Genomic DNA, 14,014 nt, shown 5'->3' on the forward strand with positions numbered 1-14,014 from the left:
GCGTTTCCCCTTGTCGATTATCGCCCGGTCACTGGCCGCTGCGGCGCATGAAACGGCGAAAATGCTCGCGGCCCTGCTCTTCGGTGGCGGCGTTGCGCGCGGATTCGAGCGCCTGGGCGCGGCCCTGCGCGGCGAGAAGCGCGGTGAGATCGGCGATCTGACGCGATTGCAGGGCAAGAAGCTGGTTGCCGGCCTGGGCCGCCTGAAGCGCGCCGGTCGCCGACTGGCTGGCGCCGACGATGTCCGCCATCGCCGTCTGCGAGCCTTCGATATTGCCGACCACACCCGCCTGGACGCGCAGCGCATCCTCGAAGCTGCCGACGCTGTCCCGCCAGCGCTCGCGGGCGTTTGCGATCAGGGTCGCGTCGGACGCGCTCATATCGACATTACGATAGCGCGCGGTGAACGCATCCTCGATCGTCTTCACATCATAGGCGATGCGCTGCGCCTCGCTCAGCAATTGGCGGGTCTGCTGAACCTGCGCCTGAAGCTCGCCCAGGCTGCTGAACGGCAGCGAAGCGAGGTTGCGGGCCTCGTTGATGAGCGACGTCGCCTGCTGCTGGATCTGCTGTATCTGATTGTTGATCTGCTGGAGCGAGCGCGCCGCCGTCAGCACATTCTGCGCATAGTTGGTCGGGTCATAGACGATCCCGCCGAAGCCGAGCTGCGCGCTGGCAGGCGCTGAGACGGCGGTGAGGCTGAGTACGGCGATGCCGGCGATCAGGCTGCGACGAAGGACAGGACGGGTCATAGCGGGTTCTCCTCTGTGAAAGCGGGCAGAAGGTCGGCGGCCCAGTTCAGACCGCGATGGCGCAGCCAGGCGTCGGCGAAGCCATGCTGTCCATGGGCGTCCATCAGTTCGCCGATGGTGATCTGGTCGGTCTTGGAAGAGGCGGCCGCGAAAGCGAGCGCGACATCGCCGAGACCCAGCTCGAACAGCCGGTTGCCGCGTGGGGACTGGCAGTAATAATCCCGCTTGGGCGTCGAACGGGCCAGGATTTCGGTCTGCCGGTCATTAAGACCGAAGGCCCGGTAGATGCGAGCGATCTGCGGCTCGAGCGCGCGTTCGTTTGGGAGCAGGATGCGGGTCTTGCAGCTTTCGATGATCGCGGGCGCGACGCTGCTGTTCTCGATCTGGGCAAGCGACTGGGTGGCGAAGATGACGCTGGCGTTCTTCTTGCGGAGCGTCACCAGCCATGTGGAGAGCTGGCGGGCGAAGGCGGGCGAGTTCAGCGCCAGCCAGCCTTCGTCGATGATGATGAGCGTGGGGCTCCCATCGAGCCGCCCGGCGATGCGATGGAAGAGGTAGGACAAAACGGCGGGCGCCGCGCCGCTGTCCATCAGCCCTTCGGTCTCGAACGCCTGCACCGAGGCGGTGCCGAGCCGTTCCTGTTCGGCATCCAGCAGCCGCCCCCAGGCGCCGCCGAGGCACCATGGCGCAAGCGCCTGCTTCAGCTCCTGCGACTGGAGTAGCACGGCGAGCCCGGTGAGCGTTCGCTCACCGGGCAGAGCGCTGGCGAGCGAGGTCAGGGCCGACCAGATATGGTCCTTGGCCTGCGGATCGACGGTCGCGCCTTCGGATTCGAATATGCCTGCGAGCCATTCGGCGGCCCAGGCGCGCTCGGCCGCATCGTCGATCCGCGCCAGCGGCTGCAACAGGACACTGCTGTCCTCTTCCTTCCCGGCCTCGCTCGCGAACAGGCTGCCGCCCAGATCCTGCCAGTCGCCGCCCATGCCGAGCGCGGCGGCGCGTATGCTGCCACCGAAGTCGAAGGCGAAGATCTGGCTGCCGGCATAGCGCCGGAACTGAAGCGCCATGGTGGCGAGCAGCACGGATTTGCCCGCGCCGGTCGGGCCGACGACAAGCGTGTGCCCGACATCGCCGACATGCAGCGACAGGCGAAAGGGCGTGCTACCCTCGGTCCTGGCGAACAGCAGCGGCGGCGCCTTGAAATGCTCGTCGCGCGATTGTCCCGCCCAGATCGCCGAGAGCGGTATCATGTGGGCGAGGTTCATCGTCGAGAGCGGGGGCTGCCGGACATTGGCATAGACATGGCCGGGCAACGAGCCGAGCCAGGCCTCGATCGCGTTCATGCTTTCGGGGATGCAGGTGAAGTCGCGGCTCTGGATGATCTTCTCGACCAGCCGCAATTTCTCAGCGGCGATGCCGGGGTCTTCGTCCCATATGGTGACGGTCGCGGTCACATAAGCCTGACCGACATCGTCGGCGCCCAGCTCTTGTAGCGCCGCGTCGGCGTCGGCCGCCTTGTTCGACGCATCGCTGTCCATCAGGACCGACGCCTCATTGGTCATCACTTCCTTGACGATCGCGGCGATGGATTTGCGCTTGGCGAACCATTGCCGCCGGATCTTCGACAGCAGCTTTGTCGCGTCGCCCTTATCGAGCATGATGGCGCGGGTGGACCAGCGATAGGGAAAGGCGAGCCGGTTCAGCTCATCGAGAATGCCCGGCCAGGTCATTGTCGGAAATCCGATCACGGTGAGGACGCGCAGATGATGCCGGCCCAGCCGGGGCTCGAGACCGCCGGTCAGCGGCTCATCGGCCAGCAGCGTATCGAGATACATCGGGGTTTCGGGCACGCGGACCCGCTGGCGCCGGGTCGAGATCGTCGAGTGGAGATAGGTCAGAGTCTCCGCATCATCGAGCCAGGCGGATTCGGGCACGAACCCGTCGATCAGATTGAGAAGCTGGGCGCAGCGATCCGTGAAGCTCTTGACCAGTTCCCAGGGATCGACCCCGTCTTTGGCCTTGCCTTCGTAGAGCCAGCTTTCGGCGCGGGCCGCGTCCTCGGCGGGCGGCATCCAGAGCAGCGTGAGATAATAGCGGCTCTCGAAATGCGCGCCCGCGTCGACGAACTGGGCGCGGCGTTCCTCGTCGACCAGCGACGAGACCGGGTCGGGGAAGTCCGAAACGGGATAATCGTCGGACGGGATGCGCTGGGCTTCGACGAAGATCGACCATCCCGATCCCAGGCGCCGGAGTGCATTGTTGAGCCGGTGGGTAACGCCCACCAATTCAGAGGGAGTGGCGGAATCGAGATCGGGGCCACGAAACCGCGCGGTGCGCTGGAACGAGCCGTCCTTGTTGAGGACGACGCCTTCGGCAATCAGCGCGGCCCAGGGTAGGAAGTCGCTGAGCCAGGCGGCGCGGCTGCGATATTCGGCGAGGTTCATCATGGGCAGTGCTCCTCGTCAGACGCGCAAGTAAGCGGGGTATCGGAGATGACGGCGGGCGACGTCGGCGAACTGCGCGTCACGGCGCGCGGCCCAGACAGCGGCAAGATGGCCGACCAGCCAGAACACGCCGCCGGCGATCCACAACTGGAGGCCGAGACCGATCGCGGCCGCCAGCGTGCCATTGGCGATGGCGAGCGTGCGCGGGGCGCCGCCGAGCAGGATGGGCTCGGTCAGCGCCCGGTGGACGGGGGCGTAGAAGCCCGCGACCTCATCTCCGCCGCCCAACATCAGATGACGGCCCCGCCGCCGAAGCTGAAGAAGGAGAGGAAGAAGGAACTGGCGGCAAACGCGATCGAAAGACCGAACACGATCTGGATCAGCCGCCGGAACCCGCCATTGGTGTCGCCGAACGCCAGGGTCAGGCCGGTCACAATGATGATGATGACCGCCACGATCTTGGCGACCGGCCCTTCGATCGACTGAAGAATCGACTGGAGCGGCGCTTCCCAGGGCATCGAGGAGCCCGACGCCCTGGCCGCGCTCGACATGGCGAGCGCGACCACGAGGCCGATCATCGCCGTGTTGGCGGTGCTGCGGAAACGGGAAAGTGCGTTGGTCATCCGAGTTCTCCTGTCTGATGGATGGGGACGTCTTCCGCCCGGCGGACGGGCTCGAGCGGGCCGGGGAGCTGGCGCAGCGCATATTCGCCGGCGGCATTGAGCCCATCGACGCGGGCGAGTTCGGACAGCCGACGACCGTGGCCATCGCGCACAAGGACCGCGACGAGATCGATGGTCTCCGCGATCAGCGCGCGCGGCACCGTCACCACCGCTTCCTGGATGAGCTGCTCCATGCGGCGTAGCGCGCCGATCGCGCTGCCGGCGTGGATCGTGCCGACGCCGCCGGGATGGCCCGTGCCCCAGGCCTTGAGGAGATCGAGCGCCTCGGCGCCGCGCACCTCGCCGATCGGAATCCGGTCCGGGCGCAGGCGCAAAGAGGAACGAACGAGATCCGACAGGCTGGCAACGCCGTCCTTGGTCCGCATCGCCACCAGATTGGGAGCGCTGCACTGAAGCTCGCGGGTGTCTTCGATCAGAACGACCCGGTCGCCGGTTTTGGCGATCTCGGCCAGCAGCGCGTTCGTCAGCGTGGTCTTGCCGGTGCCGGTGCCGCCGGCGACCAGGATATTGGCCTTGTCGGCGACCGCGATTTGCAGCGCCGACACCTGCAACCGCGTCATGATCCCGTCGGCGACATAATCATCGAGGGTGAAGACAGCCACGGCGGGCTTGCGGATCGCGAAGGCCGGCGCTGCGACGACAGGCGGCAACAGCCCCTCGAACCGCTCCCCGCTATCCGGCAGCTCGGCCGAGACGCGCGGGCTCCCTGCATGAACCTCGGCGCCGACATGATGGGCGACCAGCCGAATGATCCGCTCACCGTCAGCCGGTGAAAGCCGTTCGCCGGTATCGGATAGGCCTTCGCCCAGCCGGTCGAGCCATAACCGGCCATCGGGGTTCAGCATGACCTCGACGGTCTTCGGGTCCGCCAGCCAGCCCGCGATCGAAGCGCCCAGCGCCGTGCGAAGCATCCGCGCACCGCGTGCCGAACTCTCCGATTTAAGGCTGTAGCTTGCCAATGACCGTCCCCTGATTGCGCCTTGGCGCGAGCCGCGCGTGGGCATGGGGACAGTTAGAAGAGACAGAAAAAACGCTATCGCAACAACTATTTGCGTTTAGCGTAGGGCGTCGAAGGAATAGAAAGCCGGGCGTAGGACTTATTCAGTCCTCAAACCCGGTAACGGGACGGCTCGCCTGTGAATCAACGTCCTGCGTGATCTCACGAGCGAGACTCGACCCCTTCTCGACCCGACGGCCAAGCGCTTCGATGAAGGCCTTATAGCGTTCATTGCCGCTGGCCTTCGCGGCCGCCTGCCCGGTGTCGGGCAAGGGCGGGGTTGTGGTGAGCCAGAAGCGAACGAACAAGGCGATCGCCTCATTGGAGATGGTGATGTTCTGCTCGGCTCGCTCCAGTTGCCGCGACAGGCGATCGAGGCGCCGCGCCAGCGCCGCCTCCAGGCGCTCAGGCCCGTCTGGAGACAGGAACGAGAGAAGTGCGGCCTCGATGATGTGCGTCTGCGGCACGCGCTTGCGGGCGGCATAGTCCTCGATTTGATCGACGAGATCGGGCGGCAGACGATAGGTGCGTTTGACGCGCATGGTCTGGGTTCTCCCTGTCAAAGTTCGATGCCGTCGCCGGGATCGAGGCTTGCGATGCGGGCGATGCGGTGCATCCGGCGCTGGGTGGTCGCCTCATCGCTGGCTGTATCCGGTTCATCGAAATCGAACTCGTTGACGGGCGCCGGCGCCTCACGCACCACTTCCTCATGGTCGGGAAGCCCCGGCTCTCGGCGGATATTGGCATTGGCGTCATCGCTGTCGGCATTCTCAGGCGTGGCGGCCGCTCCGCCGGATTGACCGGGAGGCGGGCTGTCCGGCTGCGGCGGCGGTTCGATACCCGTCCAGTCGTCTGGACGTGGCGGCCGTTGGCTGCGCCGGGGTTTTGGCGCTGGCAGCAATCGGCGTGTGAGGCGGGGATCGGTGAAATATCGCGCCTTCTTCGCCCGAACCGGCGGCGTGCCCGCCACCATGACGATCTCATCGTCGGGCGGAAGCTGCATGATCTCTCCGGGCGTGAGGAGCTGGCGGGCGGTCTCGGATCGCGACACCATCAGATGGCCGAGCCAGGGGCTGAGCCTGTGGCCCGCATAGTTTTTCATCGCCCGCATTTCGGTCGCGGTGCCGAGGGCGTCGGAGACCCGTTTGGCCGTCCGCTCGTCGTTGGTCGCAAACGAAACCCGGACGTGGCAGTTATCCAGGATCGAGTGATTGACGCCATAGGCCTTCTCGATCTGATTGAGCGACTGGGCGATCAAGAAGGATTTGATCCCGTAGCCCGCCATGAAGGCCAGTGCGCTCTCGAAGAAGTCCAGCCTGCCCAATGCCGGAAACTCATCCAGCATCAGCAGCAGGCGTTGCCGCTTGGCGGTCGAGGCCAGTTCCTCCGTCAGCCGGCGGCCGATCTGGTTGAGGATGAGGCGGACCAGCGGCTTGGTGCGGTTGATATCAGAAGGCGGGACGACCAGGTAAAGCGAGACTGGATGCGGCCCGTTCACGAGGTCGGCAATCCTCCAGTCGCATTGCCGGGTGACGGCCGCGACGACCGGATCGCGGTACAAACCCAGGAACGACATGGCGGTCGAGAGCACCCCCGACCGTTCATTCTCGCTCTTGTTGAGGAGTTCCCGCGCCGCCGAGGCGACGACCGGGTGGACGCCCGCGTCTCCCAGATGCGGGGTTAGCATCATGGCCCGCAGCGTGGTCTCGATCGGGCGGCCCGGATCGCTGAGGAAGTTGGCGACACCGGCCAGCGTCTTGTCGGACTCGGCATAGAGCACATGGAGAATGGCGCCCACCAGCAGCGCGTGGCTGGTCTTTTCCCAGTGGTTGCGTTTCTCGAGCGACCCTTCGGGATCGACCAATATGTCGGCGATATTCTGAACATCACGGACTTCCCACTCGCCGCGGCGCACTTCGAGCAAGGGATTGTAGGCCGAGCTTGCCGCATTGGTCGGGTCGAACAGCAGCACCTTGCCGAAACGGCTGCGGAAGCCTGCGGTCAGTCCCCAGTTCTCGCCCTTGATGTCGTGGACGATGCAGCTGCCGGGCCAGGTCAGCAGACTGGGAACAACGAGGCCGACGCCTTTGCCGGAGCGGGTCGGTGCGAAGCACAGCACATGCTCCGGGCCGTCGTGGCGCAGATAGTCGGTTCCCATTTTTCCGAGGATCACGCCATCATCGCCGAGTAGGCCGGCGGCGCGCGCCTCCTTCTCGGTCGCCCAGCGCGCCGATCCATAGGTCTCGGCATTCTTCAGTTCACGCGCGCGCCAGACCGACATGCCGATAGCAACGGCGATGGAGATAAACCCACCGGAAACCGCGATATAGGCGCCGCGCAGGAAGATGTCGGGCGCATAGGCGTCGAAGGAGAACCACCACCAGAAGAAGGCCGGCGGCGGATAGATCGGCCAGTCGCCAAGGTTGAACCAGGGCGATCCTAGCTGCGGTTGATGTGCGAGCGCCGCGGCCGTCCACTGGGTCGCGCCCCAGACCGACATGAGAACGATCGCGAAACCTGCGAGGATCTGGCCCCACAATATCTTGGTAGCCGACATAACCCTTCCTTTCCGGCAAATTGCCTAAAGGTCGGGATCGAAATGGCGCTTTTACAAGAGGTTATGGGGCTCCAGCGTAGGGACGGCGATTATAGCGTGCAAATACAAGAAATGGCGTAGATGTCGGACAATCCCGAACGACACCTTTAGAGAGTGAAGTAGCGGTAAGCGGTCGCTTGATACTTGGGCGATCCACCTGCAGAATCTCGTCGAAGAGCGCGAACCCACGACCAATATGGTCCCGTTCGCGAGATGTGCGTGGACGATGCCCGCATCGACGGGCGCTATCGCGAGAACAACCTCGCCAGTATGCGCCGCACGCTTGCCACACGTCGAAGCGCCTGGGGCCGAATGCGGGCCTTGATGGACTTTCGTCGTCGCACAGGCGAGGCGGACGAGGATATGAATTGAGTTTGGCGGTCTGCCTATTGGGGCAGGAAGGCGATACCGGCGTCCGACCGCTCCGCTTCGACATACCGGATCGGCTTGAGACGATTTGGACGGCATAGCCCGAGCCACAGCCCTTCGTAGCCGACGATCAGAAAGGCCATCTGGTCGCCGCGGGATTTTGTGATCTGCTGCCAATTCCGCAGATCGATCGATGACGGCGACGGGAAGCGCTCGGGATGCGAATGCCATTCGCCGACCCAATCCATGACACGCCCGGATTTGCTCCAGCGTTGCAGCGCCACGGCACGATGCCCGGCTGCCGCCCGGTGGAACGCGAACATCGTGCCCCGGTCCCATCGTGTGGGCAGCGTGGCTTCCTTGATTTCGAGATGGGGACCGCGACGGAGACCCAGGAAGATACCCCCGCGTTCGCTTCGTCCCGCATAGCGCGCGGCGTCGGCGAGGATCGGCTCTATAGCGGTATGGGCGATCAGGATCGCGGATCGGGGGCTGTTGTCGCTATCCGCCACAAGCCACGCACTGGTCAAAACGGGTTGGGGAAACCCATTTCATCGCCTCACGACCTTCGGCGTGATTGAGGACGACGGTTCGCAGACGGAGGCCGGGTTTTCCGCCGGCCCAATCGAGCGCGGCGCGCAGGGCCAGACTGGCTGCGGCAACCGGCGCGTCCACCGCAAAAGGGATGTAGCCGGCTTCCCCACAACGCGCCGGCGCCATCCGCAGCGGCGAGTTCGCATCCTTGAGCGGACTGTAACGCCACTGCCCATCAAAGCCGGTGCGCAGACATCGGTAGCAGGCGAGATTGGCATCCTTGAGGTTGAGAAAGGTCTGGCCGGCGATACCGTTGCCGAAAACCCAGCAATGCAAAAGAGCGAGCTGATCTCCCGTTCGATCGGATTTGAGCCAGAGATCGTTGAGCGCGCTGGCGACATTGGGATCGCCGGTGGCGTCGATTACGAGATCGCATGTTTCGAGGGCGGCCCAATCCTGTGAGGCGTCGATCCCCTTTGGCTCGATCTGCACATCGGGATGAAAACCGCGAAGATAGTCCGCGACCGCATCCACCTTGGGCTTTCCCAGATCCGAAAAGCCGAGCAAATGCCGGCCGAGATTGCCCGGCGAGAGCCGGTCGGTGTCGTAAAGCCACAGGGGATGGTCGCAGCCGGCGCCCGCTTGCACCAGCATCTTGGCGAGATTGCTGCCGATCGTACCGCAACCGACAACCGCGATTTTTTTGCCGATAAGGGTGGGTTCACTGACAAGGTTGCGTTCGACGCAAAAGCGCAAATCTGTTTCGGTGCCTGTCATCCTGTCCAGTCCAATTTCCTGGGTCTGCTTGTCCACCATCTTGCGAAAAAATGCGGGGCGGAAACCCGCCTTCGCCGATCGGATCAGTTCGAGAGAGGGGGGGAATTGGGGCGTCCAGCCGATGATGGCATTTGGCGCGGCCAGAAAGACAGGGCGGGAGGATGCCGTTGCCGTCAACACCGCCTCGCGCCATCCATTCGGCGGATCGGGCTGGGCGGCGATATAGTCGAGCACGGCCGCGAGCGATCCGAGAGGGAAAGTCATCGTATGCTGCAACTTGGCCGCAAAGGCCAAAACGATCGCCGGCACACGGCTTCGCGGCTTACGATGCGCCCAGGCCCCTTTGGCAACAAGAACGGGGGTTCTGATTCCGTCGAGAAGGATCATTTCGGCTTGCACGATGGCAGGCACTTTCACGAGCGCGATCGCGCAATAGAGGCTTGACCCTTTCCAATAGGCGGAGAGTTCCTGTTCGAAATCGATCTTCGCGCCCCCGCTGAAGGACCGTTCGAGTGTCGCAGAGGTTTCGGCGAGCACGCGCAGGACAGAACCGCCGGGATTGTAGAGGTCGAGCGGCAGGCCACCTTCGCCAACATAGCAGATATGGCCGTCCGTCATCAGATGCGCGAGTTCCGGCACTGGCAATGCCGAACCATCGACCAGCCGGACGGTCGGGGGGGTTACGAAACGCACATCCGGAATGTCGATTTCGACGGTCGCCGGTTTGCCATGCGCCAGAATCTGCCCGCGGTACGTGGCCATCGGCCGCTCCAGCGTGAAGCCCTTGTGCTTGAGCGTCGCATCAATGATCCAAAGCGGGTCGGCCAAAATGTAGTCCTAGCCCGACGTCGAGTTCGTCACCTTCGGGGCAGGCACGAGGGCAGGCGCCTCGGCAGCGACGGTCGCCGCCACTGTCGGAAGGATTTCAACCATATCTGGCCGATAGGGAATCCGCTCGCCAAAGGCACGCCGCAGCGCCTGGACAACGAGATCGGCGTTGGCCGTCCCCTTGAGCGCGCTGTGCATATCCGCTGCTAGCGCTTCCGCAGCCTTGACGACGGTAGTCCGGTCATCATCGGCCCAGTCATTCAGAACGATGCGCTGGCCCGGAAAGGCAGGGTTGAGGAGTTCACCGCGAAAGATGCCGGGGAGCCGCTGGGCGATCTCATAGGCGATGCGGTCGTCGTCCAGGTTGCGGTGGGTGCCGTTAAGCTGCTCCAGAGCCTCCGCGACGGCGGCCATGATCGTGATTGACGACAGGCAACAATGCTCCCAGCGATGGTCCCGCCAGCCCTTGAAGTAGCGACAGGCGCGGCGAAAGTCCTCACCGTAGCGGGCGACGCATGCCTCCACCCATTTCTGCAATTCGAGCGGATCGGATTGCTGCCACGTCCCGTCGCGATGCGCGAGCATGATCTGATCGGACGGCAACTTGGCGTAGAATCGTCCCGCACGCTTGGCGAACTGGCCCGACCGGATTTGCGCATCGCCAAAAGAGATCGACTCCGCGAGTTCGCGCGGAGCCGAATAGATCGGGATATCGACATGGCTTTCGCGGCTGAGTTGGACCCGGACGCATGTCAGCTTGCTGGTATCCAAAATCCAGCCCCGTTCGCGGCAAAGCGGTCGGAGGGCATCCTCAACAAGCGCGAACAATGTCTTGGCGACCAGCGCAGGCTGGCCATTTTCGAGATAATCCACCCGGACGTACATGCCGTCGTCGAGATCGAGCTGCTGCGGGGGCTTGTGACACGGGTCCACCAACAGATCGTAGGCGAAAGACCCCTGGGTGAAGAACTTCGGCATGATGGACGGTCGCGACCGGGCCGACCGAGCGGCATAAGCCGGCTCCCAGAAAACGTCCTCGATCTGAATGCGGGCCGCGCTCGCCCGGATCGCGTTGCGGATGTCGCGGCGCGCGTCGAGTAGGCTGGACTTTCGCGAGTCGGCGACTTGCAGCGCCTGATGATAACTTGCCGAAACCCGAAGGCCGACGAAAAGTGCGCTCGCTTTGGCCAGAAACCCCATTTGCTCTTTACCTCCCCGGAACGGCCTATGCCCCCGGTATTGTGTATGCTAACTTCCCTTAACCATAGATGTAGGTGCGTTCATGCTATGTTCAAGATGTTTCCTCCAACTTTTTTGGTCGTTCCGGTCGCCTGGCTGACGGTTCTCGTCCTCGCCGGACTGGATGCCATCACCCCAGCCTTGAGCGGCCTCGGGATCACGCCCAAAGTGACCTGGGCCATTCTGGTCGTGCAATTGATTATAACGCTGGCGATCGTCACGCCCTTCTGGCGCGTGATCTGGCGCTGGTGCCCCAAGCTCAACGAGTGGATATTTCCCGACCTCAACGGAGAATGGGATGTCATCGGACACACGAACTGGAATCGCATAGACGCATTATTGAAAGCGGCGAAGGGAGATGCTGCCTTGATCGATATGCGAACAGGGTCGGAGGATGCCTTGCCGCCGCTGGGAAAGTTTCAGATGCGCGCCCGTATCAGCCAGTCCTGGCTCGACATCGAAATGGAGCTTTGGAATCCGCAAGGTGCGGGACCGATCCAGGAATCGACAACGCTCGTCGTTGAACCCATTCGGGGCAAACGCGGTCGACATGCTCTCGCCTATATTTTCGAGCAGGTGAACCAGACCGATGTCGTAAGCGACGATGCCAAGTTCCGGGGAGCGGTGTGGGTCACTCGCGACCGGGATGATCCCAATGCGCTTTGCGGTCGCATGTGGAGCGATCGTATGTGGCGTCGTGGTATGAACACTGCCGCCGACCTGAGATTTACACGCTCTGTGGCCCAGGAAGGCGGTCGATAGGAAAGGAGGCACCTGAACTCTATCTGTATGCGGCGACGCGATAGTCTCTCATCACCCGCTTGACCAGTCAGCGTGCCGCCCCGCTCACTTCGTTTTCAAACGCGCCATCGCTCGCCGATGCCGACAATCGGCGAGAATTTCCGATAGGGCCCCGTGAATGAAGGGCAGATTCGGACGGCCGCGTTTTGAACTGCGAATGACCGCTTTGTCGGCGGGCGTGGCCTCATTACATTCCGATCTCGTATAGACGTGACTATGACAAGTTCGAATCCTCGGCGGGCAATTGACCTGCTCCTGGCCGCCATGTTCTGCCAACGTCGCCCCGATAGGCACCGGCATAACTTCATGTACAAGGAGCCGGGAAAGCCGCATTTCCTCTCTGGAGCCGGCTTTGAGGTGAACTATGACCTGCGCGGTTTGCTTCAGGCTGCGCTCTTCATGCGCCGCAATGCTGCTTCGCACCTTCGATCCTTATCGGTCGGCGACGTGGAAAAGGCACTGACCGATTTCATGAGCAGCAATTTCTGGATTATTGGCGACGAAGCTTGGGACGGTTGCCTGCTGGGTGGCGGGCGAAAGAGCGACATGGCCTTCTCCGCCTTCGTATCCGAGAGCACGAAGAAGCGTCTTGCCGAAGCGATCCATGCCTCTGACCTATTCGTCGAGCCCCGCCAGCTATTCGTGTTCCCGCTGGTTGTGGTGAGCGTCGCTCAAAGTTTCGATTGCTCTACTTTCTTCTTTGCAGAGCCGGCGGGCCTTACATTGGACAGACTGCCGCCGGGCTATTCCGCCGCTGATGTGCGCTCGGAAAGCTTCCCGCCCTTCGCTCGAAGAAATGGGACCGATCAATCGCCTTCGTCGTGGCTCGGTGTATGGGGACCAACGAAAGAGGTGGCGAGGCGCAATCGGGCTGCGATTCTAGGTGCTCTCGCGCTTCTTCCGCATCGTCATGAACGGTATCTCTTCACGATGCGAAAGGTCTTCGGGGGTTTTTGCGTTTTCGACGGTTCGCTGACTATGGTTAGCAGTGAACCTCACACACCCGCACTATCGGAAAATGTGCTGATCGAGAGTGAAGACCATTCTTGGCTCGCTGTTCTAGCTGAGAAAATCATTTCGCCGGTAAAGGCCGATCGGCGCTCTATACGAGCGCTCGAATACTTCTATCGTGCGTGGGTGCCGGACCCGACCCGGCGTTTTCCAACCCTGTTCGGGGCTCTCGACGCGATCTACGGCGACGCCGCAAAAGCGACGCAGAGCGTCATTGAGGCTGTAGGCCCTGTAATGGGCGCTGCTTATGACTATCAGCGCCTAAAAGTGCTGCTCGGGCTGCGTGCCAGCGTAATCCACGGCGGCGCCCCGAACGTATATGAATCGAGCGACTATCACCGCTACTATGAAAGATATGAAGAGGACGCCACGCGCGACCTCGAGCTGATTGTGGCTCGATGCCTGCAAGCGGTGATTTTTGGATCAGCGATGCAGGAGCGGCCGCACACATACGCAGAACTTTTCAAGCGGGAGACTGGTCGGGATATCTGACGCAGTGGTGGGCGCGGGAGGAGCGACCCTTCATACCTCTTCGTTCCCCAGTGGCCTCTATCAGAGGAGGCTTGTGCGTTGTTGGCCGACCCGCTGAACGGACGACAGCTTCTAAGGAAGCAGTCTGTGGGCTCGAACGTCGGCTATGTTGGCGTATCCTGCCGATTCAGACATCGAAATGCTTTTGGCTTAGAGCGCAGTCGAAGCGGACTCAGACGTATGCACTGAAACGCCTCAGTCTTTGGGTTTCGTTACAAGGTAACCGTGTTCTGAAGGCCGCCTTGCGGGAAGCTGCTCCGCAGTGCTGATAGCCGCTTTTTGCGAGGAGCGGTGATGAGCGAGGATATCGAAGCGTCGGGGGCGAGTGCTCTTACGACCGGTCANATGAGTGATCGTATGAGCAGTCGGATCGCGGTGGTCGGCGGGCGTCGCCGTTGGTCGGTGGAACAGAAGCTGTCCATTCTGCGCGAGGCGTTTGGCCCCGACGGCTCG

Annotated in this window: 13 protein-coding genes; 3 read left to right on the forward strand and 10 right to left on the reverse strand. The window is 62.9% G+C overall.

Going from position 1 to position 14,014, the window contains the following annotated elements:
* Positions 1-28 precede the first annotated feature (28 nt).
* The 7 genes from trbJ to BHE75_RS10070 form a co-directional block, all read right to left on the reverse strand.
* Positions 29-751, reverse strand: coding sequence for a P-type conjugative transfer protein TrbJ (trbJ, locus tag BHE75_RS10040; protein ID WP_070933766.1), 723 nt, complete (start codon positions 749-751; stop codon positions 29-31).
* Entirely contained in the window at positions 748-3,198 is a 2,451-nt protein-coding gene (gene trbE, locus BHE75_RS10045) for a conjugal transfer protein TrbE (RefSeq protein WP_070933767.1), read from the reverse strand. The genes trbJ and trbE overlap by 4 nt, the downstream gene beginning before the upstream one ends.
* Positions 3,199-3,213: 15 nt before the next feature.
* On the reverse strand, positions 3,214-3,486 hold the full coding sequence (locus BHE75_RS10050) for a VirB3 family type IV secretion system protein (RefSeq protein ID WP_070933768.1): 273 nt from the start codon (positions 3,484-3,486) through the stop codon (positions 3,214-3,216).
* Positions 3,486-3,818, reverse strand: a complete 333-nt coding sequence (locus BHE75_RS10055; RefSeq protein WP_039577915.1) for a TrbC/VirB2 family protein — start codon at positions 3,816-3,818, stop codon at positions 3,486-3,488. Before BHE75_RS10055 ends, BHE75_RS10050 begins: the two co-directional genes overlap by 1 nt.
* Entirely contained in the window at positions 3,815-4,789 is a 975-nt protein-coding gene (gene trbB, locus BHE75_RS10060; protein WP_070933769.1) for a P-type conjugative transfer ATPase TrbB, read from the reverse strand. The genes BHE75_RS10055 and trbB overlap by 4 nt, the downstream gene beginning before the upstream one ends.
* A gap of 190 nt (positions 4,790-4,979) precedes the next feature.
* Positions 4,980-5,417, reverse strand: coding sequence for a CopG family transcriptional regulator (locus BHE75_RS10065; protein ID WP_070933770.1), 438 nt, complete (start codon positions 5,415-5,417; stop codon positions 4,980-4,982).
* A 17-nt stretch (positions 5,418-5,434) separates the two neighbouring features.
* A complete protein-coding gene (locus tag BHE75_RS10070; RefSeq protein WP_070933771.1) occupies positions 5,435-7,432 on the reverse strand; it encodes a conjugal transfer protein TraG in 1,998 nt (665 codons plus the stop codon).
* 258 nt (positions 7,433-7,690) lie between these two features.
* Here BHE75_RS10070 and BHE75_RS24440 point away from each other — a divergent pair, with 258 nt between their 5' ends.
* Entirely contained in the window at positions 7,691-7,843 is a 153-nt protein-coding gene (locus BHE75_RS24440) for a hypothetical protein (RefSeq protein WP_191225178.1), read from the forward strand.
* A gap of 14 nt (positions 7,844-7,857) precedes the next feature.
* On the opposite strand, the gene BHE75_RS10075 is transcribed toward BHE75_RS24440, so the two are convergent.
* Genes BHE75_RS10075 through BHE75_RS10085 form a run of 3 tightly spaced genes read right to left on the reverse strand, consistent with a single transcriptional unit; the run spans position 7,858 to position 11,179 of the window.
* On the reverse strand, positions 7,858-8,352 hold the full coding sequence (locus BHE75_RS10075) for a Mov34/MPN/PAD-1 family protein (RefSeq protein ID WP_070933772.1): 495 nt from the start codon (positions 8,350-8,352) through the stop codon (positions 7,858-7,860).
* Entirely contained in the window at positions 8,342-9,979 is a 1,638-nt protein-coding gene (locus BHE75_RS10080; RefSeq protein WP_084653093.1) for a ThiF family adenylyltransferase, read from the reverse strand. The genes BHE75_RS10075 and BHE75_RS10080 overlap by 11 nt, the downstream gene beginning before the upstream one ends.
* Positions 9,980-9,988: 9 nt before the next feature.
* Positions 9,989-11,179: a CBASS cGAMP synthase gene (locus tag BHE75_RS10085; protein WP_070933774.1), complete on the reverse strand. Its 1,191-nt coding sequence runs from the start codon at positions 11,177-11,179 to the stop codon at positions 9,989-9,991.
* Between the two features lie 87 nt (positions 11,180-11,266).
* Between BHE75_RS10085 and BHE75_RS10090 the strand changes: the two genes are divergently transcribed.
* Positions 11,267-11,980, forward strand: a complete 714-nt coding sequence (locus BHE75_RS10090) for a hypothetical protein (RefSeq protein ID WP_070933775.1) — start codon at positions 11,267-11,269, stop codon at positions 11,978-11,980.
* A 345-nt stretch (positions 11,981-12,325) separates the two neighbouring features.
* A complete protein-coding gene (locus BHE75_RS10095; RefSeq protein ID WP_139181697.1) occupies positions 12,326-13,522 on the forward strand; it encodes a hypothetical protein in 1,197 nt (398 codons plus the stop codon).
* The last annotated feature ends 492 nt before the right edge of the window (positions 13,523-14,014 follow it).

Origin of the sequence: Edaphosphingomonas haloaromaticamans (genome assembly GCF_001853345.1) — a bacterium.
Classification (GTDB): domain Bacteria; phylum Pseudomonadota; class Alphaproteobacteria; order Sphingomonadales; family Sphingomonadaceae; genus Sphingomonas_E; species Sphingomonas_E fennica.

Coding starts and splice junctions, on each gene's coding strand:
- trbJ (WP_070933766.1), bottom strand. CDS start 751: ATGACCCGTCCTGTCCTTCGTCGCAGCCTGATCGCCGGCATCGCCGTA.
- trbE (WP_070933767.1), bottom strand. CDS start 3,198: ATGATGAACCTCGCCGAATATCGCAGCCGCGCCGCCTGGCTCAGCGAC.
- BHE75_RS10050 (WP_070933768.1), bottom strand. CDS start 3,486: ATGTTGGGCGGCGGAGATGAGGTCGCGGGCTTCTACGCCCCCGTCCAC.
- BHE75_RS10055 (WP_039577915.1), bottom strand. CDS start 3,818: ATGACCAACGCACTTTCCCGTTTCCGCAGCACCGCCAACACGGCGATG.
- trbB (WP_070933769.1), bottom strand. CDS start 4,789: ATGCTTCGCACGGCGCTGGGCGCTTCGATCGCGGGCTGGCTGGCGGAC.
- BHE75_RS10065 (WP_070933770.1), bottom strand. CDS start 5,417: ATGCGCGTCAAACGCACCTATCGTCTGCCGCCCGATCTCGTCGATCAA.
- BHE75_RS10070 (WP_070933771.1), bottom strand. CDS start 7,432: ATGTCGGCTACCAAGATATTGTGGGGCCAGATCCTCGCAGGTTTCGCG.
- BHE75_RS10085 (WP_070933774.1), bottom strand. CDS start 11,179: ATGGGGTTTCTGGCCAAAGCGAGCGCACTTTTCGTCGGCCTTCGGGTT.
- BHE75_RS10090 (WP_070933775.1), top strand. CDS start 11,267: ATGTTCAAGATGTTTCCTCCAACTTTTTTGGTCGTTCCGGTCGCCTGG.
- BHE75_RS10095 (WP_139181697.1), top strand. CDS start 12,326: ATGTACAAGGAGCCGGGAAAGCCGCATTTCCTCTCTGGAGCCGGCTTT.